Genomic DNA, 21,936 nt, shown 5'->3' with positions numbered 1-21,936 from the left:
CTTCAATGGGGGCTTTTTTTATCTAAATAATTTAATCAGGCAAATCCTTATAAAATAGCTTATGAGAATCTTTAGCTATTGATCATTATCAACTTAGTAACTAGCTTTTTTTCACGATATTCACTACAATAAAAAAATACGCCATTGACGTACCTACGCCATGCTATTTATTGAAACCAGTATTTTTACCAAACAAATCAAAGAGCTTATCTCTGATGATGAATATAGAGAACTCCAACAAGAACTTTTAGTTCAGCCAGATAAGTGAGATCTCATTAAAAATGGTGGTGGAATTCGTAAAGTACGTTGTGCCCAAGGCAGTAAAGGAAAAAGTGGTGGCATTCGAGTAATTTATTACTGGATCACTGAAGATGATCAGATATTTATGCTATTGGCTTACCCTAAATCTGTTAAAGAAAACCTAACTGATAAAGAGACCGCTATCCTATGTCAACTTGTGAAGGAGCAATTTCATGGATAATAACTTATTTGATGACCTCGTTGCTTCGATCAAAGAAGCAGGAGCTATTAAACGTAATGAAGTTAAAGCAAGTCGAGTGACTGAGCTGACCCTTCCTGATATTAAAGAAGTTCGTGAGAAAACAGGATTGAGCCAAACAGAATTTGCTGCACGTTTGCATATTAGCCCTCGTACACTTCAGAACTGGGAACAAGGCAGACGCTATCCAACAGGGCCAGCAGCAACCCTGATTCGCATTCTAGATGCACATCCGAGCCTGATTTAAATTATTACTAGCCCAAACCCGATCTGACAGTTATCCATTTTTTCATGTGCCTATCAGGTCAAATTAGGGCTAGTACACCTTATACGAAGTTAAGCTATCGAAAACCAAAACTTTCTAATTCAGCTTTCTAATTCAGCAGGATTGAAGGTTTCATCAAACATATGGTGATCCCGCTTGGCTGTTTTAAGTACGGAAAGCATATTAAAAAAACAGGTTTCACAAAGCTGAAATAGGCAATTGGAATAAAGCAGACTTTAAAACTTATAGCTCAATGTAAATCGATTTTGTAAAAAGTCTTTTTCATAACGTGGTGAAGTTTGGATACCAAAGAAATTACTCACACTAAATCCTTTTAAAGCGCCTGTAAAATTATAAATTCCAAAAACCATATACTCAGACTGATTACGACTCGCAACATGATCGGCCTCTTTCAAATCCATAAAAGAATATCGAGCACCCGCAATCACTTGATCTGTGAGCTTTCCTTCCAAGGACGTCATAAAAGCATTCCCTGCACCTAGATCCTGAGTACTGGTAAAAAATGGTTGTGCGAAAATTTCACCTGAAGAAGTTTTAGTAGCGTATGGCGTTAATAAAGCACCATTTAGATAACTTTCGCTATCTGGTTTGATATAGTTATAGGCCACTTTCAAACTTGCTTTTGGCAAAACTTTAAACGCTGCCTGAACACCAAAGATTTGGCTATCAACCTCTCCAGCCAAAGCTTTCCCTTGATCTCTACCCGCAATATATTGCATAGAAAACTCTGGCGAATAATTCAATTTTGGCAAAGACAAATCTGCTTGGGTATAAATCAAACGCGTGTAATCATCATAGTCTTGATACCAAAATTGGGCTTTAAGCTTCTTATCTTCGGCGATATCAAAACTCTTACCAGCACCAACTGACCACACACCATCTGATTGAGTATTAGGATTTTGACGTGTGGTTTTGGTAAATTCATCATCAGCATAACTTTTAAATTTATTGACCTTGGTTAAGCGTATAAAGTCTGTGTTATTTCCCACTTGGAGATCCGCAGCTTGGTACAAAGCCATTAAAATGCGCCGATCTGCATAATCCCCCATAAATGGTAAATTAAGACGCTGATTACCGACCGTCACCCGTGCGAAATCATTTTTCCAAGTCACATAGGCTTCCGCCAAGCCATCGCGATCTTCTTTTAACTCGGATACTTCATCATTTTTATTTTTCTCATCTAAACGACGTTGCAGATCATAACCAATGGCTGCTTGTACGCCGTAAAATGGTGCTGTTTCATATCTAATATAACCTCCAATGGAAACCGTATCTTGATTAAGATTATTGACAAAATAACCATTATTCAAAGAATAATAAGCCGTTTTAACTGCACCATGTATCGCTCCACAACCCAGCATTTCCTGTACGGATTTAACTGAATTATCTTGCACTTTACAGTCTTGCCCTAAATTAAACAGAACATTCAAGCTCGTATCCGCAGCCCAAACTTGGCCCATGCTCCCCATTGCGATAAGCAGAGTCACCGATTTCAAAGTAAAATTTTTCATAATATTCCCCTAATGATTCATTTAAAAAATCAACTCAATTCATTTTTAAGTCGTCAAAACCCCAACCTTTGATTTTTAAAATCAAAAGCTCCCCTAGACCTATTCAAAAATGAATAAGTAATTTTTTAATGGTTGATGATTAAAACGTGTGATGGATTTAGAAAATCAAGCCACCTCAATACGATTATGAGTGGCCAGAATTAACAGGTAATGTGGTTGTTTCCACAGACTTCTTGGTGAAAGGTAAATGATTAAATAAAATATTGAGCAAAATAGCAGTGATACACGCTGAACTAATTCCAGAATGTAATAACGTACCTACCCATTTGGGAAATTGAGCATAAAATTCATGGTTTGCAATTGGAATCATACCGATTGCCAATGAGGTTGCCACAATAATCAGATTTTTATGATCGTTATAATCAACTTTTGCCAATGTACGGATGCCACTTGCAGCCACGGTGCCAAATAATACAATACCTGCCCCACCTAATACTGGCATTGGAATAGCAGCCACTAAACGCCCGACGATTGGTAATAACCCTAATACGACAAGAATCCCTCCAGCAGTAGCTACAACAAAACGACTTTTGATTCCTGTAATTGCAACTAACCCCACATTTTGTGCAAATGCGGTTTGCATAAACGAACCAAAAATTGGAGCAACTGCACTAGATAACATATCAGCGCGTAGACCGTCTCCAATTCGTTTAGAATCAACTTTGGTTCCAACAATTTCACCAATTGCAATAATGTCTGCTGTAGTTTCAGTCATAATGACTAAAGTTACGATCACCATAGAAAGAATGGCAGTAAATTCAAATACTGGCATGCCGAAATGGAAGATGTGGGGAAAAGCGAACACTGAACCGCTAGCAACTTTGGAAAAATCTGCAAAACCAGCCAATGAAGCGATAATCGTACCTAATACAATCGCCATTAAAATCGCCAGACGACGCATTAACTGACTTTTTAACATACTGAAAATAATGACAATCGCTAAAGTCATCGCAGCTAAACCAATATTTGCTGGATCGCCCCAATTTTCGGCTTTTGGATTGCCACCCATCATCCAACGAATCGCAACGGGCAGTAAAGAAATACCAATCATCGTAATTACACAACCAGTCACCACAGGAGGGAAAAAACGAATAATTTTTGAAAAGAATGGTGCCAGTAATAAACCAATCAATGATGCAACAATGACTGCGCCAAATGCTGAAGCTAATCCTCCGCCTGTGGTGACAATTGCCAAAATTGTTGCAACACCTGCAAAAGAGACTCCTTGAACAATCGGCAGTTTTGCACCGAAATGCTTAAAGCCCAAGGTTTGTAACATTGTTGCAATGCCTCCGACAAAGAGCGCAGCGGCAACCAACAAACCAATTTCCGAGGCTTCTAAACCTGCGGCAGCGCCAATAATGATGGGTGGTGCAATAATTCCACCATACATCGTCAGCACATGTTGCAGTCCATAAATGATGTTTTTATTCATTCCTAAATATTGATGTTCCGCTGAAACGGTTGCACGAGGTTCACTGTGCATTTTATCGTTGTGCATGGTGGCCTTTCCTCAATAAAAATTTATACTTTCTACATCGCGAGTCATTAACTACCGCGATAGGTGGAATAAGAAAATGGGCTGATCAATAAAGGCACGTGATAATGTTGTTGAATTTCGCTTACCTTAAAATCGATACATACTCTCGGATAAAAGCTTTCAACCTCCATAGATTGAAAGTAATCGGCAATGTGGAAAATGAGCTGATAATTGCCTAGTGTAAATGAATCAATAGCGAATGCTTTAATACGACCATCCGCATCGGTTAGTTGTTTATCTACCGATACATCACCTTGGGAAGTTTGCTTAAATAATTCAACAGAAACCCCTACAGCAGGTTTACCCAATGAAGCATTTAGGATGTGTGTACTTATACCTGCCATTATTGAATCTCCTGCTTTAAGCGAATTAATGCAATTTCACTCAGTTGTTGTTTGACTTCTTGCTGCTCTTGTTCAGCTGAGTTTTCTAAACGTCGATTAAGTTCTGCTAACATTTCTGTACCTGAACGCCCTGCAGCACGAATTAAAAAAATATGACCAAATTTGTGTTCATAAGCTAAATTGCCCTGATACAGTGCTTGTTGAATATCTTGATCTGCACCAAGCTGAGCCTGTTCTTTTTGTGAAAACTGCTGCTCTCTTTCCGATAAAGTCGTGGCAGCTTTTTTTTCACCAATTCGTGGATGTTGCGCAAGCGCTTCTGATATTTCTGACCATTGCCATGTTTGAGCCTGTAAAGCAGCCGTTTGATATAACTCATCAACTGAACCAAAAGGCCGTTGCTGAATAATGCTCTGAATCCATGATTGAATATGAACGCATGATTTTAATGCTTCAAATGCCTGCTCATTATTTAATGAATTGAATTGTTCCAAATCCATGTTTGCTCCAATTTGCATCACTGTCTGACTGGTCAGACCAGATTTATTTATATTAAGCAATGAATATGCCAATTTACGAATATACTTTTGAATCATTAAATAAAAAAAAGCTGCAACAGTTAACCTATTGCAGCTTTTTAAAGATTGAATTGAACTTAATCTAAGCTATATGCAATCACATAATCGCCATGATCAGGAGATTGTCGTGCACCGCCTGCTGTAATCATCACATACTGTTTACCGTTTTTAGGAGAAACATAACTAATCGGCGTACCTTGGCTACCGACTGGTAAACGAGATTTCCATAACTCTTTCCCTGTTGATGAATCAAGCGCACGTAAATAATAGTCTTGAGTCGCAGCAAAGAATACTAAACCACCTTGGGTTGCCATTGGCCCCCCAATGGTTGGCATTCCAATTGGTGCTTTAAGCCCCATTTTGATGCCCATAGGTCCTGTATCTTTGACTGTTCCCATTGGTACTTGCCAAGCAATTTGACGTGTTTTCATATCAATCGCGGTCATTGTACCGTACGGTGGTTTTTGGCATGGGATATTGAATTTAGACCAGAAACGATCTTTATTTACTTTATAAGGTGTCCCTTTCATTGGAACGGCGCCCATTCCAGTGTTGACTTTCTCTCCACCGCTTGCTTCAAGTGCCAGATCTTCAGGTGTTTGTTTAATCAACTGAATCCATAAACCCAGACGCATATCATTCACAAACATATATTGATGACTTGGATCAAACGCGATACTTCCCCAATTCATCCCACCTAAAGAACCTGGGAAGCTGAGTGAAATATCTGTTCCTGGTGCGGTAAATAAACCTTCGTAACGCATAGATTTAAAGCTAATACGACACATCAATTGATCAAATGGCGTTGCACCCCACATATCTGACTCAGTCAAAGTTTGATTGCCGATTTGTGGCATCTCCACTGAGCGCGGTTGCGTTGCACTATATTGTTCATCAGGAATATTGGCGGGTTTAACAGGTTGCTCAATCACTTTTGTTAAAGGTTTTCCTGTTAATCGATCAAGAACAAAGAACTGACCTGATTTTGTTCCAATCACGACCGCAGGCTGATTGGTTCCGTCCTTCATAGGGAAGTCAACAAGACTCGGTTGCATCGGTAAATCAAAATCCCATAAATCATTATGTACAGTTTGATAAACCCATTTTTCTTTACCCGTGGTTGCATCTAAAGCCAATACTGAAGAATTGTATTTATGGTCGAGTGGTTGACGATTCCCGCCCCACACATCGACAGATGAGCTACCCATTGGCAAAAATACGGTATTCATCTCAGGGTCATAAGATAATGCAGCCCATGCGTTAGCAGAACTACGCTTATATATTTCGCCTTCTTTGAGCATATAATTTGGATCAGGATTACGTGGATCAAATACCCAACGCAATTCACCCGTAATGACATCGTATGCACGGATTACACCACCCGGCATATCTGCCGCAAAATTATCAGCAATGCGACTCCCAACGACCAAGACTGATCCTGCCACCGTTGGTGCTGAGGTAACTTGGAAACGAGGTGCTTTTGTGCCCTCACCTAATCCTTTATGTAAATCAACCGTTCCATTCACACCAAAATCTTTACAACGCTCACCCGTATCCGCATTGACGGCGATTAAACGTCCATCAGGTGTGTTGGTATAAACTCGACGTAAACATGCAGTATTATTTGCAACCGCTTTTACTGGTGTAGCCCCAGCTAGGGTTGGCTGTTGTAATGGCTGGGTTGTATCAAAATAAGCAACTCCACGACAACGCTCCCAAGCATCCGCTTTAGAGTTAACCTCTGCCTTCCAGATTTGTTTACCAGAATCTGCTTCTAAAGCAAAAATATTGTTATGTGGTGTACATAAAAAAACTTTATTTCCAACTTGCAAAGGCGTCATTTGATCCTCTGCGCCATTGCCTGAACCCGTGGTGAAGTCACCTGTACGAAAGCGCCACGCTTCTTTTAACTGATGAACATTGTCACGGGTAATTTGATCTAAAGCTGCGAAACGGCTACCACCTGCATCTTGACCATAATGTTGCCAATTGGTTTGCTTCATATCCGTTTCAACAGGTACCAATGGTAATTGCTGTCCAGATGCAGTAACTGTTGGATGCGGCTGAAACATTTGATAAAAACCAACTATCATTCCAAATACAGTTAATATGCCCAAGCTATAAGCAGGTAAATCTATACTAGATTGGAATTGGTAACGGCGAATCGATGGCAAGGTAAACATCAATGCAGCAAAAATACCTGCTGGGAACATTAGACGTGAAAATAACGGCCAAAACTCCCAACCTGCATCAATGAATGACCAAATAATCGTGCCGATAAAAACAAGACTAAATAACCAAACACCAAGAGCTTTCTTCTTAAAAATAAAAATCGCAGATGCTAGGGTGAATAAACCTGCAATCATGAAATACCATGAACCGCCGAGAGCAATCAGCTTTCCACCACCAATGGTGAAAAATAGCCCGGTAAGCAATAAGGCGAGACCTAAAATAAAACACCATATCTTTAATATGGTATGGCTATTGGTAGACTCTGACATGGGTCATACTCCTAAATTAGAAATTCACTCGCATGCTCAAGCCAGCAACCCAAGCATCATCTACCTCTTTTACACCAGCAGGCTGATGGATATATTGTAGATTTGGTCGTAACATGACAGCTGGTGACCACTGATAGGTATAGTTCAATTCAACATTGAGCTCATCTCGTTGAACAGGAACATAATCTGCTGCGAATGCATCATATTGGTCGTAACCACGACTATGATTGATATCGATTTGACGATCTTTATAACGATCATTGACTAGATAGTTTGCAATACCCAAACCAATTGAATCATTTGGACGACTATCGAATGGTCCTTTGTACCAAAGTGCAAGTTGTTGAGTACTTCGAACTGCAGTTGTTTCTTTATCGTTTACCACGACATTAACACTGGCATACAAACCACGCTTTGGATCATCGCCGTTCTGTGTCAATTGTTGTTGCGCATTCAGCCAAAAGCTATGTTTACCATCATGCACTTTATCTGCAATCGCGATGTCATTCGCTTCAGCAGTTGAATAAAGTGCCCCAATTTTGTATTCACCTGCCAAACCATTAAAAGCTGTCAGTTTAGGTTTCCAAGCCAGTTCAACAGGAATAGTTGCCCCTTTGACGTTATTCATATCCAAGTTAAACCCATCACTGTTTTTATCGGTTTTAACGTTATCAGGATTTACTTCATAAACACCTACACCAAGCGTCCATTCAGGTGCAAACTGGTATTTGACATTGGCACCCCATAGACCTACAGGTAAGTTGTACCAAATTGAGCCAATCGATTTACCAAGTTGACTACCGCATAGTAATAGATTTTGGAATTCACATTGAGAGCCATTAAAGTCTTCAGACATGCCCATACGACCGATTTTGAATTGGACTGAATTATCCGCAAAACCAGTTTTAATCCATGCTTGTGATAAACGCCAGATTTTGCCACGTCCATATATTTCTTGGCTATTTCCCAAAGCACTTGAACGTGGATCTTTAATACGATCTAAAGTTAAGGCATTACCATCTCGTTTAGTGATCAAGATATTGGCGGTCGTGTCTTTCCACCCTGCAATTTTTTCTAAGTCAAAATTTGCACCTAAAGATAATTGCGCTGCATTTTTAAAGGCATTGTCATCATTGTAGCCACCATCCAAATTGGTTGCTGATTGACTCATAATCGATGCGGTAAATTTATAACCCTCTTTTTCTAGTTGTTGGCGTTGTCCATTCCAATCACCTAATAACCATTGACGATCTTGTGACCATGGTTGATCTGCTAAAGCATGCTGTACAGATAAAATTGAAAATGTCAATAACGTCGTTTTAAATAAAAACAAATGCTGTTTCATCGATAAATTCCTTGTCTTTCTAATCTAAGTAGCACCTCAGGAAAGGTGCTACTTTTATTGTTATTTGACTCGCACGGCTGAACTCAGTTCAGAGGTGGCGCCTAAATGATCCGTCACATTGGCAGTTATGGAGGCAACTTGAGCAGTTGGTTTCCATGAAACTGTTGCTACACCTTGAGTATTGGTAACAGCAATCACTGAACCTAAATAGAACTCGGCTTCATTTGCACTTGCTATCGAGTTTCCAAAAAATTCGACTTGATAACGCTGATTTGGTTGTCCTTTTACCTCAACAACAAGCTGCCCTTTTGAGAGTGTAAGTTTTGGTGCTTGAATGGCTTGGTTCGGTTGTGGATTACAGCCTTGTTGATTTGGTTGCTGACAAGTTTTTTGTAAGTTTTCAGGATCAATCTTGACACCATGCCCACGAGAACCAACAAAATGTGCATGCTCTAAGCCCGGAATATCAAAAGTGATTGCACCTAAACGTTGGTTTGATTCACAGCTTCCGCCTGCTTCACAGCGTTTAATATCCTTTGAATTATTCCAAATTTGATTTTTTGTTAATGTAATACGTGCATTGGCATCTTTTTCAGAGCGAATCGCAATTCCAATACGATTACCATGAATTTTGTTGCTATCTAAAATATTACCATCACCCGTTAGGTTAAATCCTAATGAGTTATTGGTCAGTTCGTTATAGGCGATATAGTTACGTTTGCCCCAATTAATCTGTAAACCATCCGAATAATTTTCAAATTTATTCCCCACAACCGCATTGTCATTGCCCCAAAGAATTTCAATTCCTTGAGATGGCTCTGGATTTGCTGAAGTTGAAATAAAATGGTTATTCGCAACTAAATTAAATGCAGCACCACGTGTTAGCTCTAAGCCATCACCATTATCTTGGAAATAGTTATTGAGAACTTTGTTGTTATTGGTAGTGGTTGCAGTCGGATTGCCTTTACCATCATCACCTGTCAACATCACCCCTGCACCACCATAGTTGTGCATAATACGGTTGTGTTGAATCAGGTTGTTGCTGGCACGATTCATCAAAATACCAATACAGAAGTGACGGATTTCTAAACCTTGGATGGTCACACCATTGATGTCACGCAGCACAATTCCCGGTAAAGTGGTTGTACGTACATTGGTTCCAAACTGCCCTTCTACAGCGCCGGGACACGCTTCAACGCCACGACCTTTAATATAGTTTGAACCATCAATGACAATATGCTCGCCTGTTTTTGCCCATTGTGTACCAATGATTTTGACAGGTGCTTTAATTTCAGGAAGTGGGCTATTTACCTTGATTGCATACGGTGCTTGACCAACTGCTTGAATCAAAATTTCACTGGTTTCTGTCGGCTTGCTATTGGCTTGTTCAATCGCCCAACGCAGTGAACCTTTTTCAGTATCGTCCTGATAACGGTCTACGATGTAGGTTTCAGCTGCTGCCATACCAGATACTGCTAAACCGATTGCAAGCGTGCTTAAACGTAAAGAAATAACGTTCATTGTAAAAATCCTTTTCAATTATTCTGTTGGCTGAACTGTTTTTAACAACTGTTTCAGTTGGGTCACATCAATTTGACCGGGTGCTGATGCTTCACCAATCATGCCGAAGCTAAAACTCCCCCCCATATTGGCTGTCGCAATTCTTGAAATGGTGCCGAGTTTGCCCATCGACATCGTCAGCAATGGTTTATTTGAAAGTTGACTAACTTTTAAAGTGGCATTCATCAAGGTAAAAACATCTTGTTTGTTTTGCGGCATCACTGCAATTTTTAAAATATCCGCACCAAGTTCATCTTGTTTCAATAAACGTTTAACGATCTCATCTTTGCTTGGCGTTTTCTTAAAATCATGATTCGACATCACGACCAGCACTTTTTTATCATGTGCCAATTGAACTGTATTTTTGACCACCTGCTGATCACGGAACATTTCAATATCCAGCATGTCCATAAAAGGCTGTTTTAAATAGGCTTGATAGGTCTTGCCATAATCAGCATCGCTAATAGTGAGTTGACCACCTTCGTTATGGGTACGAATGGTCGCGATTACTGGTTTATTACCTAATACCTTTTTTAATTCGTGTCCTAAAGCAATTACCTGTTTGGTATCAGCAGCAAAATCGAGCAGATCAATACGAAATTCTGCTAGATCTGCATCTTGATTGGCTGCAATCACTTTAGCTTGAGCAATTGCTTGTTCTTTAGTTTTTGCAGTAATCGGTACAATCGTTTTAACTGGTGACTTAGCAAGCTCAGCCAATTGAACTGGGCTATGAACATTTTCTTGTGCCTGTACCATTTGAACCGTAAATAAAGGGCTTATAAGCAGTGTTAATGCTGCCAGTGTTTTCATTTTCATCATCATCGTCCTTAATGGATTGCCTGTCTTTCCCAAGAGCAAGCAATCATTGGTTATTCACTTAAAATTTAAAAACTTTAAATATCAAAAAACACAGTTTCATCTTCGCCTTGAATACGAATGTCAAAGCGATACACCACTTCACCATCCACTTCTGTGCGTTTGGCAATTAGGGTTTGACGACGAGTCGCCCACTCAATACTGTTTAGAATCGGATCATTCGCATTCGCTTCAACTTCATCATCAAAGTAAATACGAGTATGCAAACCGAGGTTGATACCACGCGCAAATACAACCACCGCAATATGCGGTGCTTGGGTTGTGCCTTTACGACCTGCTACTGCACCCGGTTTGATGGTGTTGAAACTCCAGAAACCTGTTTCAAAGTTTGCACCCGTGCGTCCCCAACCTAAAAAGTTTGGATCAACAGCCTTACCTTGTGTATCGGCTTGACTTGGGTAAACACCATTGGCATCGGCTTGCCAAATTTCCAACAACACGTCTCTTAATGGCAAACCTAGTCCGTCAAATACTTGTCCTTCAAGACGAATACGCTGACCTTGCGTTTTTTCACTCACCAACTGATTGTTAAAATTGTGTTCAAACACTTCGATATTGGCTTGTTGTGGTAACAAACCAATATGTACATAAGGACCACCTGTTTGTGATGGGGTTTCTTTCAATTCCTGAAAATTCCACGCGTTCATTGTGTTACTCCATTAAGTCAAATCATTTTCAAAATAAGTCGCACGACGACCACGAAGATGAATATCAAAGCGGTAACAACGGCTATCTGATTCAATGAAATTGTTTTTGTCTTCCAACGCAATTAAGGCACGACGTTGATCTTCAGATGGGATCGTTTTCAAAATTGGACAAGAGTCAATCAGTGTATCGCCTTCAAAATAGAACTGGGAAATTAAACGTTGCGCCCAGCCATCCGCAATTAATGAGAAATGAATATGCGCTGGACGCCATTCATTGATACGGTTACGCCACGGATATGGACCTGGTTTAATGGTACGGAAAATATAGAACCCATTTTCATCCGTCAAAGTACGACCACAACCACCAAAATTCGGATCCATCGCTCCGATGAACTTATCATTCGGATGACGATAACGACCTGAAGCATTGGCCTGCCATACTTCTAATAAGGCATTTTTAACAGGGCGACCAAACTGATCACGCACATAACCATGCACAATAATTCGCTCGCCAACAGGTAAACCCTCTTTGGCATAATTCAAAATCAAATCATTGTCTTTAGGACCAAAAAGATTCGGCGAAAAATGCGGTGAAGTGACTTCTGTCAAAGTTTCATTGATCGAGATCAACGCATTTTTTGGTGAGCGTAATACACTGGTTTTATAACCCGGTGTATATGCTGGTGGGTGATCATCTGTATTACGTTGCGGATACGCACCTAATGTATGATTTAACATGCCTATCTCCTTAATCCTGTGGTTGTGCCGAAACGGGTTGCACTTCGATTCCAATTTCCTTAAAGACTTCTTCTGCCATATGCATTGCAGCATTTGCAGCAGGTAAGCCTGCATACAATGAACTATGTAAAATCAGTTCTTTAAGTTCATCTTTAGTCACGCCGTTGTTAAAACAAGCACGTAAATGCATCCTAAGTTCATCTTCTCGCCCCAATGCCAATAAAATGGCAATGGTGACTAAACTGCGGGTATGGCGTGGTAAACCGTCACGTGACCACACTTCCCCCCAAGCAAATCGACTAATAAAATTCTGAAAATCTTGGTTAAAGTCATTCAGGTTCTCTAAAGAACGCCCGACATGTTTTTCACCCAGTACTTCTGTACGGACTTTCAGACCTTGTTGATAACGTTGTTCATCATTCATTGACGTTGTCCCGAATTGAAAGAAAGTTAGGTTGCATCCGTATGCGCAACTAGAGATTTCACAAAGATCGCCACAGCAGCAGCCGTTGCTGGAATAAACAACATGCTTAAAATCATAGTGAACGACCAATTATTCCCAAGTAACACTGCGCCAATCCAAGCACCAAACACAGCACCGAAACGACCGATACCTGTCATCCATGCAATGCCTGTTGCACGACATTGGGTAGGATAAAAACGAGCACTTAAAGCTGGCATTGCTGATTGCGCACCATTGATCGCAATACCAGCGCATAGAACTAAAACAGCAAGTAAAGTTGGATTTGCTAAGCTTTGACCGACTGCAATCGCAAATAAACCAGCGGCAAAATAAAAGCCTGCAATAATTCGGTTCGGATTAAAACGATCCATTGCCCAACCGATAAATAAAGCACTGAGTACACCACCAAATTGGAACAAACCACCGATAAATGCAGCACGTTCCAAGGTCGCCCCAGTTTCACGCATTAAGGTCGGTAACCAACTGGTCAGTAGATAAATCACCACCAACCCCATAAAATAGGTTGACCACAATAAAACGGTGCCTTTGGAAAATTGTTTTGAAAACAACATGCCAAATACACTCTTTTTCTGAGCTACGTTTGATTGCTCTTCTGGGATGTGGAATTCCGTTACACCTTGAACTTGTGATGGTGCAATGTGCGTTAAAATTCGACGTACTTTCTCAGGATTCTTATTTTTTACAATTAAGAAGCGATAAGACTCAGGTAAGAAAAAAATCACCAGAAGCATTAAAAACAATGGTGTCCATCCGCCTAACAAAAACAAACTATGCCAACCATAATTGGGAATAAGCCAGCTACTAATGAAACCACCCGTTGCCATCCCCAAGTTGTAGCCACAGAACATACAGGTCACCATTAATGACCGTACGCGCGTTGGGCAATATTCAGAGAATAATGTGGTTGCATTTGGCATCGCCGCACCCAGACCAATACCCGTTAAAAAACGCAATACCACCAACTGATCCAAATTCGTTGCGTAGGCAGAAGCAAGCGTAAAGCCCCCAAAAATCAGCATGGAAACGATCAATACAATCTTGCGGCCAAAACGATCGGCTGTGGGACCTGATACTAGTGCACCAATAATCATCCCGCCTAAAGCTGCACTCATTACGGGTCCAAGCTGTGAGCGATCAATTCCCCAATCCTGTGTTAATGCCGGAGCAATAAAACCCATCGCAGCAGTATCAATTCCGTCTACAAAAACGATGAGAAAACAAACAATTGCGATTAACCACTGATATTTACTGATTGGTGCATGATCAATCAGTTTCTGTGCATCCATACTATTTTGGGGAGCAGCAAATTCCTGTGCCATAGTTGCCTCCTTGTAGGCGAGTTCCTTTCTAACCTAAACTGGTTATATTTTCTGAATAAACTTAGACAATGCTTGATTAAAGACTTGAGGTTGCTCAATATTCGATAAATGAGAAGCTGCCAAAATCTCAATCTGGCTTTGTGAAATAGACTGATGCATAAAAGCAGCATCTTGAACCGTCGTTACTGGATCAAATTGACCAGCAATAATTAAAGTTGGGATATGAATCTGTTGAAGTTGATCTCTTAGATCTGCCCCTGCCAAAGCACGACATGCATTGGCATACCCTTGCGCAGGTGTAACAGCTAAACTTTGAATGGTTTTCTGTGCTAAAACATCATGAGCATAATCAAAATGCTCACTAAACCAACGAGTATGTGTGGTTTTAACAAGCTCTGCCAAACCGTGTTGCTCTACACTGTCCGCACGATTATTCCATGCTTCAGCAGTTCCTATTTTTGCAGCAGAATTTGCGATTGTGACACTCAAAAAGCGATCTGAATGATGAATCGCGAGATACAATCCAGTTATGCCTCCCATTGAAATGCCACAGAAATGTGCTTTATCAATCCTGAGCGCATCTAAAATATCCACCACATCTTCAGCAAGGTTTTGCAAAGTGCTTTGCTCAATCACACGGCTCATACCATGACCACGCGTATCGTAAGTCACGACTTGATAATGTTCTGACAATGCTTCAACCTGTGCTTGCCACATCCCATGATCGGTTCCAAGCGAATTAGAAAACACAATCACTGGGGCATCTTTCTGACCCTGCACTTGCACTGCAAGTTGATATCCTTGACGATTATGAATATTGATCATCATTTTGAATCTCCTTGAGCTGCTTTGAGAACAGAATCAATTTGCATTTGGATATTGCCCAAATATGACTTAGGCTGGAAAAGCTGATCCAATGCTTCAGCTGAGAAATGAGCATTCACTTCATCTAAGTTGGATAAAATATTTTTCAAATGCGTATCTTGTTCAACTGCTTGCTGACATGCTTGCTCAACCACATGATGTGCATTTAAGCGTCCAATCTTGCTAGCAAGTGCCATCATCACTGCTTCAGCCATGATCAAACCTTGAGTCGTGTCAAGATTGTGTTGCATCGCTTCGGCATTCACATCAATAGCCTGTAATACTTCATTGCTACGCTCTAATGCGCCAGCACATAGTTGAAAAATTTCAGGTATCGCTAACCATTCCGCATGCCATGCACCTAAAGCACGTTCGTGGTCTTGAACCATGCTTTGATAAACACTAGCCATCAGCGCTGGAACGCGATTTGCAGCGGCAAGAATTGAAGCGGCTGCAACTGGATTGCGCTTGTGAGGCATTGTCGATGAACCACCACGCCCTTTTGCAGTTGGTTCATAAACTTCAGCAATTTCAGTCTGCATGAGTAATGACCAATCTTTTGCCATCTTGCCAACATTGCCCACGATCATGGCAAGCAGACTAGCAATCTCTACAATACGATCACGCTCGCCATGCCAAGTGCATTCAGGCGTCGTAAGTCCTAGTTCGGCTGCAAAAGCTTCAACTACAGCAGAACCTTGATTTTGCAAAGATGCTAATGAACCTACTGCACCACCAAGCTGGGCGGTGAACACTCTAGTTTTCATTGCCTGTAAACGATCAAGATCACGTTTTAATGCAGCTGCATAACGTGCAAACTTATGTCCTAATGTAATCGGCAAAGCTTGCTGCAACCATGTACGCCCAATCATCACTTGGTCACGGTAACGTTCAGCCAGTTGCAAACAAATTTGATATGCAGATTGAAGTTGCTTTTCAATCATGGCTAAAGCATCACGACACTGCAAAATCGTTGCCGTATCAATAATGTCTTGACTGGTTGCGCCCCAGTGCACATAACGTGAAGCTTGTTCATCTTGCTGCTTTACAATGGCTGTAAATTGCTTAACAAAAGGAATAGCAATATTTCCAGCCAAACCTGTTGCAACCACCAAAGCATCAAAATCGATCTGTGTTAAAGCAGATTGCCCAACTTGTTCGATGATCGTCGCCATTTCACGAGGAATGACATTGACCTGAGCCTGTGCTTTTGCCAAAGCCACTTCAGCTTGGATCATATAACTCAATAAAGAACGATCACTAAAAATAGTGGTCACATCTGATTGATAAAACAAGCTGGCATATAACTGGCTCATTTCACACCTCACTCAACACGCTGAATAATCAAGGCAATGCCTTGACCCACGCCAATACACATCGAACACAAAGCATATTGTCCTTGGATCTGCTCAAGTTGGTTCAGCGCTGTGGTCACTAATCTCGCACCTGAGGCACCGAGTGGATGACCTAAAGCAATCGCACCACCATTCGGATTGATACGGGCATCATCATCTGACAAACCTAAATCACGAGTCACCGCTAATGCCTGAGCTGCAAAGGCTTCGTTTAACTCAATCACATCCATTTGTTCTAAGGTCAGATTGGCTTGTTTGAGTAACTTTTTGATTGCAGGCGCAGGGGCAAAACCCATAATGCGGGGTTCGACACCCACTGTCGTGGCTGCAATGATTTTGGCACGTGGTTTAAGTTGATATTTAGCAACTGCCTCATCTGAAGCGATCAAAATCGCTGCTGCACCATCGTTAATACCTGACGCATTACCCGCAGTCACTGTTCCATCTGCTTTCACAACACCTTTGAGTTTGGTCAATGCTTCAATCGTGGTCGATGCACGTGGATGTTCATCCGTATCGACAACAACCGCATCACCTTTACGTTGAGGAATCGTGACAGGAACGATTTCATGTTTAAAAAAGCCTTTGGCTTGCGCTGCTGCAGTACGTTGTTGGCTCACCAAGGCAAACTGGTCTTGATCAAAACGATTAATCTTAAATTGCTCTGCCACGTTTTCTGCAGTTTGTGGCATGGTATCTACACCATACGTTTCTTTGAGCTTTGGATTGATAAAACGCCAACCCATTGTGGTGTCTTCAATCTTTTGGCTACGACCAAAAGCACTGTCAGCTTTACCCATCACATAAGGCGCACGACTCATACTCTCGACACCACCCGCAATAATGAGATTTGCTTCACCTGCTTTAATTGCACGTGCAGCCATGGCAATCGCATCTAAGGATGAACCACAAAGACGATTTACTGTGGTTGCAGGGACTTGATAAGGCAAGCCAGCCAATAATGCGGACATACGCCCCACATTACGATTGTCTTCACCCGCTTGATTGGCACAGCCGTAAATCACATCATCCACGTGTTGCCAGTCGACCATTGGATTACGTTGCATTAAGGCTTGAATCGGAACTGCACCAAGATCATCAGCACGTACAGGTGCTAAACCACCTGCATAACGACCGAATGGGGTGCGAATCGCATCAATGATATAAGCGTTTTTCATATGTTTTTCCCTATAATCCTCCCTTAATCCCTCCTTTTAAAAGGAGGGAAACCTCACTCTATTATTTAGATGAAGTTCCCCCTTAACAAAGGGGGATTTAGGGGGATTTCAATCCTTAAGCTTGAGTCGCATCAATCAATCGAGCACCCGTCAACGCCTGTAGTTCTTCAAAACTCAGACCATCCACTTTCTCAATCACTTTTAAACCTTCTGTGGTCACATCAATCACACACAGATCGGTATAAATACGATCGACACATTTCAAACCTGTTGCTGGATAAGACAGCGCTTCAACGATCTTAGGTTCACCTTGTTTGGTGACATGATCCGTAGTGATAAAAACTTTCTTTGCACCTACAGCTAAGTCCATTGCACCACCCACAGCAGGAATCGCATCGGCTGCTCCTGTATGCCAATTGGCAAGATCACCGTTGGCTGCGATTTGGAATGCACCCAGTACCGCAATATCTAAATGACCACCACGCATCATGGCAAAGGAATCACCATGATGAAAAAAGCATCCCCCTGTGAGCATGGTCACATACTCTTTGCCTGCATTAATCAGTTCAGGGTCTTCTTCACCTTTGGCTGGTGGTGGACCGAATGCCAATAAGCCATTTTCAGAATGCAGAAAAACATCTTTATCCGCAGGTAAGTATTTTGAAATTTTGGTCGGTAAGCCAATACCTAGATTGACATAGGCACCATCAGGAATATCTTGTGCAACACGTTCTGCAATTTGGTCACGGCTGAGTTTTTGATAGCTCATGTTATTCTCCTTATTGCGCAGCGACAGGTGATGTTGCTTTAACAGCAACCACATGCTGGACAAAAATCCCTGGGGTAATAATGTGTTCAGGATCAAGCTGACCGAGTTCTACTACTTCAGAAACTTGAGCGATGGTGACATCTGCAGCCATGGCCATGATCGGTCCAAAGTTACGTGCCGATTTATTAAAAACTAAATTGCCCCAACGATCGCCTTTGTGAGCTTTGATTAAGGCAAAGTCAGCTTTGATTGGATATTCCAGTACATAGTCTTTGCCGTCGATATGACGGGTTTCTTTGCCTTCTGCCAATAATGTTCCGAAGCCAGTCGGTGTAAATACCGCCCCTAAGCCCATCCCAGCAGCTTGGATACGGCAAGCGAGATTGCCTTGTGGGACGAGTTCTAATTCGATTTTGCCTGCATGGTAGAGTTCATCGAACACCCATGAATCAGACTGACGTGGGAAAGAGCAGATGATTTTACGGACTGCACCTGTTTTTAGGAGTTTGGCAAGACCATAATCGCCATTGCCTGCATTGTTATTGACGATGACAAGGTCTTTAACCCCGAGTTCAATCAGAGCATCGATGAGTTCAGCAGGTTGTCCTGCGGTTCCAAAGCCACCGATCATGATGGTCGATCCATCTTTTATTTGGGATAAAACCTCAACCAATGAGGCTGTACTCTTATCAATCATCTGACTACTTCCTGTACGATAAGTCACTCAATCTTTCAGGCCGAAAAACGGGCCAATGAAGTTGAGTGTTCTGTTCGGATTGCTTGTATTTATTCTTGATAAATTTTGGACGCACTTCTATGCTTTAAAGTGTATTTTGTTCGATATATATATATTATGTTCGATGATCGAACATTATCCAAGTAAAACAGTCAGCTTTTGATTAGAATGGAAATGAGCAACTGAAATTGCAGATTGGAGTTATCATCATATGGATCATGATCAAGAAAAAACTGTTCGATTGATTCATCACAGTGAGAATAAGAAGTCAATTCGACATGAAGACTTCATTGCAGGTATAGCTAAAGGTTTAACCATCCTCGAGTGTTTCGGTCCAGAACGTCATCGTCTAAATATCAGTACAGCTGCTGAAAAGACAGGCATGACACGTGCCGCTGCTCGACGTCATCTACTTACTTTGGAATACTTAGGCTATTTGGAGTTTGATGGACATTATTATTATCTTGCCCCTAAAATTCTAAAATTTTCAGGTGCTTACTTAGATGGATCCCCACTCCCCAAAATTTGTCAACCGTTATTAAATTTATTGACCAATCAGACCTCGCTTATTTATTCAGTGATGGTGTTAGATGGATATGAAGCAATTACCATCGCACGAAGTGCAGCGCATCAACAAACAGATCGCGTTAACCCATATGGTCTACATCTTGGTAATCGGTTGCCCGCTCATGCCACATCAGCAGGTAAAATTTTACTTGCGCATCTTGATTTAGATGAACAGAAACAATGGTTAGAAAAATATCCCCTAAAACGACTTACTAAATATACGCATACCGAAAGTGAGGAGTTTTTGGCGCTACTGCATGAAATCAAAGAGCAAGATTGGTGCTATTCATGTGAAGAGCATGAACTGGGTGTACACGCTGTTGCGGTGCCTATTTATGATTCAAATGCTGATGTTGTTGCAGCGTTGAATATCGTATCGCCAACCATGCGAACGACTAAAGATTATTTAATTACTCACATTTTGCCATTATTGCTGGAAACTTCTCGAGATTTAAGACATGTCATCTAAAGCGTAAAAGAAGCTCTAATTTAAATAGAAATGTAAATTAGAGCTTAACTTTATTTTCTCGAATTATTTTAAAATCATATCTGTCCAACCCGTAAATGGATTGTCAAATTGCTCCCATTCTTTTGCACCAAGTGCCATTTCGTCATCTGTTAATAAACATGCATCAAACTGCGCCGTTAGTGCATCTTGATCCATATCCATACCGATCAGAACTATTTCCTGTCGAGCGTCACCTGTTAAATCATCCCAATTTCTTTCAATTGCATCACGACTATGTTGATCTTCTGGCCAATGTTCATCTGGTACGGCTGCCCACCAGTACCCTGCTACACCGTGTCGAGCCATCGCACCCGCTTGTGACCACGAACCTGCAAACTCAGGATTGGAAGCAAGCCAGAAAAATCCTTTTGATCGAATCACACCTTTCCACTCAGAGTTTACAAAATCAAAAAACCGTTGTGGATGGAAAGGCTTTCTTGCTTTGTAAACAAAACTACTGATCCCATATTCTTCGGTTTCAGGTGTATGCTCACCTCTGAGTTCTTTCAGCCAACCAGGCGCTTGAGCTGCTTCATTAAAATCGAATAAGTTAGTATTTAGAATTTTATCTAGCTTCACTTGCCCAAATTCAGCAATTTCAATTTTCGCTCTTGGATTGAGTGAATGTAGAATGCCAAATAATTTTTCTTTTTCTTCACGATTAATCAAATCAACTTTATTCAACACAATCACATCGCAGAACTCAATCTGGTCGATTAAAAGATCAACCACATTGCGTTCATCATCTTCCCCCAATGATTCACCTCGTGAAGTTAAGCTATCCAGCGAACTATAATCCTTTAAAAAATTATAAGCATCAACCACAGTCACCATGGTATCCAAACGCGCAAATTCATTCAGTGAAACACCATTTTCATCTTCAAATGTAAATGTTTCTGCAACAGGTAAAGGTTCAGAAATTCCTGTTGATTCAATCACCAATTGATCAAAGCGATTGTCTTCAGCCAAACGGCGTACCTCAATCAACAAATCCTCTCGTAAGGTGCAACAAATACAACCATTGCTCATTTCCACCAGTTTTTCATCTGTACGTGATAATTCAGCACCGCCCTCACGAACTAATGCCGCATCAATGTTCACCTCAGACATATCATTGACGATTACGGCGATTCTTCGCCCTTCACGATTGTTCAAAATATGATTGAGCAACGTGGTTTTTCCTGCACCTAAAAAACCAGATAGGACGGTCACAGGAAGTTTGCTTGGAGTGGCTAAAGAATGATTCATTGGCGTTCTCACTGATTAAATATGTTGAGTTTCATGTTTGGAAAGACATGAGAAACATTGACCCAATACTTCTAAATATGGGTATCTTGGATTGAATTGTTTGGCTTGGATGGTGCTTTCCACACAGGTTTTAAGTTGTGGAATGGCTATACTTTGCACGCTTTGGCATTCGGTACACACGGTAAAAAGCCGATAACTCGCTGAAATTTCGGCTTGGTCTAGCACATACATATTTAAGGTATTTAGTTTTACGATCAGGCACTGTTCTGACAGTTTTTTCAGAATTCGATAAATCTGAATTGGCGCTTGAAAGCCATAAGGTTTGGCCTTCTCCAATAACTCATAAGCACTCATGGCTTTATTTTCTGTTTTTAAAATATCTAAAATATTTTGTTGGGCGATCGTCAGCTTCATTGCAAT

The 21,936-nt window shown here is 41.1% G+C and carries 21 protein-coding genes and 1 pseudogene; 3 read left to right on the top strand and 19 right to left on the bottom strand.

Going from position 1 to position 21,936, the window contains the following annotated elements; translation table 11 throughout:
* The first annotated feature begins 160 nt into the window (after nt 1-160).
* Both AAC851_RS15315 and nadS read left to right on the top strand, forming a co-directional pair.
* Nucleotides 161-481, top strand: a pseudogene (locus AAC851_RS15315) (type II toxin-antitoxin system RelE/ParE family toxin).
* Nucleotides 474-746: a NadS family protein gene (nadS, locus tag AAC851_RS15310; RefSeq protein ID WP_005082538.1), complete on the top strand. Its 273-nt coding sequence runs from the start codon at nt 474-476 to the stop codon at nt 744-746. Before AAC851_RS15315 ends, nadS begins: the two are co-directional and overlap by 8 nt.
* A gap of 254 nt (nt 747-1,000) precedes the next feature.
* On the opposite strand, the gene AAC851_RS15305 is transcribed toward nadS, so the two are convergent.
* The 17 genes from AAC851_RS15305 to AAC851_RS15225 all read right to left on the bottom strand — a co-directional run bounded on the left by AAC851_RS15305 (nt 1,001) and on the right by AAC851_RS15225 (nt 19,154).
* Complete coding sequence (locus AAC851_RS15305; RefSeq protein ID WP_125502296.1) at nt 1,001-2,296, bottom strand: OprD family outer membrane porin; 1,296 nt, start codon at nt 2,294-2,296, stop codon at nt 1,001-1,003.
* A gap of 184 nt (nt 2,297-2,480) precedes the next feature.
* Nucleotides 2,481-3,857 (bottom strand): nucleobase:cation symporter-2 family protein, encoded by a 1,377-nt coding sequence (locus AAC851_RS15300; RefSeq protein WP_125502294.1) that lies wholly within the window; start codon nt 3,855-3,857, stop codon nt 2,481-2,483.
* 47 nt (nt 3,858-3,904) lie between these two features.
* On the bottom strand, nt 3,905-4,240 hold the full coding sequence (uraH, locus tag AAC851_RS15295; RefSeq protein WP_340601012.1) for a hydroxyisourate hydrolase: 336 nt from the start codon (nt 4,238-4,240) through the stop codon (nt 3,905-3,907).
* On the bottom strand, nt 4,240-4,740 hold the full coding sequence (gene uraD / locus AAC851_RS15290) for a 2-oxo-4-hydroxy-4-carboxy-5-ureidoimidazoline decarboxylase (protein ID WP_340601011.1): 501 nt from the start codon (nt 4,738-4,740) through the stop codon (nt 4,240-4,242). Before uraD ends, uraH begins: the two co-directional genes overlap by 1 nt.
* 155 nt (nt 4,741-4,895) lie before the next feature.
* Nucleotides 4,896-7,319: a glucose/quinate/shikimate family membrane-bound PQQ-dependent dehydrogenase gene (locus AAC851_RS15285; RefSeq protein WP_340601010.1), complete on the bottom strand. Its 2,424-nt coding sequence runs from the start codon at nt 7,317-7,319 to the stop codon at nt 4,896-4,898.
* A 16-nt stretch (nt 7,320-7,335) separates the two neighbouring features.
* Nucleotides 7,336-8,664 carry a carbohydrate porin gene (locus AAC851_RS15280; RefSeq protein ID WP_125502286.1) on the bottom strand — a complete coding sequence of 443 codons (1,329 nt, stop codon included), beginning with the start codon at nt 8,662-8,664 and terminating at the stop codon, nt 7,336-7,338.
* Nucleotides 8,665-8,724: 60 nt separating this feature from the next.
* Nucleotides 8,725-10,185, bottom strand: a complete 1,461-nt coding sequence (locus AAC851_RS15275; RefSeq protein ID WP_005082528.1) for a right-handed parallel beta-helix repeat-containing protein — start codon at nt 10,183-10,185, stop codon at nt 8,725-8,727.
* 18 nt (nt 10,186-10,203) lie between these two features.
* The gene (gene aroD / locus AAC851_RS15270; RefSeq protein WP_171265833.1) at nt 10,204-11,037 is read right to left on the bottom strand and encodes a type I 3-dehydroquinate dehydratase; all 834 of its coding nucleotides are present in this window, start codon (nt 11,035-11,037) and stop codon (nt 10,204-10,206) included.
* Nucleotides 11,038-11,120: 83 nt separating this feature from the next.
* The gene (gene pcaG / locus AAC851_RS15265; protein ID WP_161421701.1) at nt 11,121-11,750 is read right to left on the bottom strand and encodes a protocatechuate 3,4-dioxygenase subunit alpha; all 630 of its coding nucleotides are present in this window, start codon (nt 11,748-11,750) and stop codon (nt 11,121-11,123) included.
* A 12-nt stretch (nt 11,751-11,762) separates the two neighbouring features.
* Nucleotides 11,763-12,488: a protocatechuate 3,4-dioxygenase subunit beta gene (gene pcaH / locus AAC851_RS15260; protein WP_005082522.1), complete on the bottom strand. Its 726-nt coding sequence runs from the start codon at nt 12,486-12,488 to the stop codon at nt 11,763-11,765.
* 10 nt (nt 12,489-12,498) lie between these two features.
* Nucleotides 12,499-12,912 carry a 4-carboxymuconolactone decarboxylase gene (pcaC, locus tag AAC851_RS15255; RefSeq protein ID WP_005089936.1) on the bottom strand — a complete coding sequence of 138 codons (414 nt, stop codon included), beginning with the start codon at nt 12,910-12,912 and terminating at the stop codon, nt 12,499-12,501.
* Between the two features lie 26 nt (nt 12,913-12,938).
* Nucleotides 12,939-14,291 carry an MFS transporter gene (locus AAC851_RS15250; RefSeq protein WP_005082520.1) on the bottom strand — a complete coding sequence of 451 codons (1,353 nt, stop codon included), beginning with the start codon at nt 14,289-14,291 and terminating at the stop codon, nt 12,939-12,941.
* 42 nt (nt 14,292-14,333) lie between these two features.
* Complete coding sequence (gene pcaD / locus AAC851_RS15245) at nt 14,334-15,119, bottom strand: 3-oxoadipate enol-lactonase (RefSeq protein ID WP_075315387.1); 786 nt, start codon at nt 15,117-15,119, stop codon at nt 14,334-14,336.
* Nucleotides 15,116-16,471 carry a 3-carboxy-cis,cis-muconate cycloisomerase gene (gene pcaB / locus AAC851_RS15240; protein ID WP_075315385.1) on the bottom strand — a complete coding sequence of 452 codons (1,356 nt, stop codon included), beginning with the start codon at nt 16,469-16,471 and terminating at the stop codon, nt 15,116-15,118. Before pcaB ends, pcaD begins: the two co-directional genes overlap by 4 nt.
* A gap of 8 nt (nt 16,472-16,479) precedes the next feature.
* Nucleotides 16,480-17,688 carry a 3-oxoadipyl-CoA thiolase gene (gene pcaF / locus AAC851_RS15235; protein ID WP_325772299.1) on the bottom strand — a complete coding sequence of 403 codons (1,209 nt, stop codon included), beginning with the start codon at nt 17,686-17,688 and terminating at the stop codon, nt 16,480-16,482.
* Between the two features lie 115 nt (nt 17,689-17,803).
* Entirely contained in the window at nt 17,804-18,457 is a 654-nt protein-coding gene (locus tag AAC851_RS15230) for a 3-oxoacid CoA-transferase subunit B (RefSeq protein ID WP_075315381.1), read from the bottom strand.
* A gap of 10 nt (nt 18,458-18,467) precedes the next feature.
* The gene (locus tag AAC851_RS15225; RefSeq protein ID WP_340601009.1) at nt 18,468-19,154 is read right to left on the bottom strand and encodes a 3-oxoacid CoA-transferase subunit A; all 687 of its coding nucleotides are present in this window, start codon (nt 19,152-19,154) and stop codon (nt 18,468-18,470) included.
* A 250-nt stretch (nt 19,155-19,404) separates the two neighbouring features.
* Between AAC851_RS15225 and pcaU the strand changes: the two genes are divergently transcribed.
* On the top strand, nt 19,405-20,229 hold the full coding sequence (gene pcaU, locus AAC851_RS15220; protein WP_100833791.1) for an IclR family transcriptional regulator PcaU: 825 nt from the start codon (nt 19,405-19,407) through the stop codon (nt 20,227-20,229).
* Between the two features lie 63 nt (nt 20,230-20,292).
* Here the strand turns inward: pcaU and zigA are convergent, their stop codons facing one another.
* Together zigA and AAC851_RS15210 are read right to left on the bottom strand one after the other, a co-directional pair.
* Nucleotides 20,293-21,516, bottom strand: coding sequence for a zinc metallochaperone GTPase ZigA (zigA, locus tag AAC851_RS15215; protein ID WP_125502277.1), 1,224 nt, complete (start codon nt 21,514-21,516; stop codon nt 20,293-20,295).
* A 15-nt stretch (nt 21,517-21,531) separates the two neighbouring features.
* Nucleotides 21,532-21,930: a transcriptional repressor gene (locus AAC851_RS15210; protein ID WP_100833793.1), complete on the bottom strand. Its 399-nt coding sequence runs from the start codon at nt 21,928-21,930 to the stop codon at nt 21,532-21,534.
* Nucleotides 21,931-21,936: the final 6 nt, after the last annotated feature.

Origin of the sequence: Acinetobacter sp. HZNU-JH01 (assembly GCF_037996845.1) — a bacterium.
GTDB classification, from domain to species: Bacteria; Pseudomonadota; Gammaproteobacteria; order Pseudomonadales; family Moraxellaceae; genus Acinetobacter; species Acinetobacter haemolyticus.
This window is presented reverse-complemented; position numbering and strand designations above follow the sequence as displayed.

Excerpts from the sequence above, each read along its gene's own strand:
- AAC851_RS15285 (WP_340601010.1), bottom strand. The coding sequence starts at position 7,319 with ATGTCAGAGTCTACCAATAGCCATACCATATTAAAGATATGGTGTTTT.
- pcaU (WP_100833791.1), top strand. The coding sequence starts at position 19,405 with ATGGATCATGATCAAGAAAAAACTGTTCGATTGATTCATCACAGTGAG.
- AAC851_RS15275 (WP_005082528.1), bottom strand. The coding sequence starts at position 10,185 with ATGAACGTTATTTCTTTACGTTTAAGCACGCTTGCAATCGGTTTAGCA.
- AAC851_RS15305 (WP_125502296.1), bottom strand. The coding sequence starts at position 2,296 with ATGAAAAATTTTACTTTGAAATCGGTGACTCTGCTTATCGCAATGGGG.
- pcaD (WP_075315387.1), bottom strand. The coding sequence starts at position 15,119 with ATGATGATCAATATTCATAATCGTCAAGGATATCAACTTGCAGTGCAA.
- AAC851_RS15250 (WP_005082520.1), bottom strand. The coding sequence starts at position 14,291 with ATGGCACAGGAATTTGCTGCTCCCCAAAATAGTATGGATGCACAGAAA.
- pcaF (WP_325772299.1), bottom strand. The coding sequence starts at position 17,688 with ATGAAAAACGCTTATATCATTGATGCGATTCGCACCCCATTCGGTCGT.
- pcaB (WP_075315385.1), bottom strand. The coding sequence starts at position 16,471 with ATGAGCCAGTTATATGCCAGCTTGTTTTATCAATCAGATGTGACCACT.
- AAC851_RS15210 (WP_100833793.1), bottom strand. The coding sequence starts at position 21,930 with ATGAAGCTGACGATCGCCCAACAAAATATTTTAGATATTTTAAAAACA.
- pcaC (WP_005089936.1), bottom strand. The coding sequence starts at position 12,912 with ATGAATGATGAACAACGTTATCAACAAGGTCTGAAAGTCCGTACAGAA.
- uraH (WP_340601012.1), bottom strand. The coding sequence starts at position 4,240 with ATGGCAGGTATAAGTACACACATCCTAAATGCTTCATTGGGTAAACCT.
- nadS (WP_005082538.1), top strand. The coding sequence starts at position 474 with ATGGATAATAACTTATTTGATGACCTCGTTGCTTCGATCAAAGAAGCA.
- AAC851_RS15225 (WP_340601009.1), bottom strand. The coding sequence starts at position 19,154 with ATGATTGATAAGAGTACAGCCTCATTGGTTGAGGTTTTATCCCAAATA.
- AAC851_RS15300 (WP_125502294.1), bottom strand. The coding sequence starts at position 3,857 with ATGCACAACGATAAAATGCACAGTGAACCTCGTGCAACCGTTTCAGCG.
- zigA (WP_125502277.1), bottom strand. The coding sequence starts at position 21,516 with ATGAATCATTCTTTAGCCACTCCAAGCAAACTTCCTGTGACCGTCCTA.
- AAC851_RS15230 (WP_075315381.1), bottom strand. The coding sequence starts at position 18,457 with ATGAGCTATCAAAAACTCAGCCGTGACCAAATTGCAGAACGTGTTGCA.
- aroD (WP_171265833.1), bottom strand. The coding sequence starts at position 11,037 with ATGAAAACACTGGCAGCATTAACACTGCTTATAAGCCCTTTATTTACG.
- pcaG (WP_161421701.1), bottom strand. The coding sequence starts at position 11,750 with ATGAACGCGTGGAATTTTCAGGAATTGAAAGAAACCCCATCACAAACA.
- uraD (WP_340601011.1), bottom strand. The coding sequence starts at position 4,740 with ATGGATTTGGAACAATTCAATTCATTAAATAATGAGCAGGCATTTGAA.
- pcaH (WP_005082522.1), bottom strand. The coding sequence starts at position 12,488 with ATGTTAAATCATACATTAGGTGCGTATCCGCAACGTAATACAGATGAT.
- AAC851_RS15280 (WP_125502286.1), bottom strand. The coding sequence starts at position 8,664 with ATGAAACAGCATTTGTTTTTATTTAAAACGACGTTATTGACATTTTCA.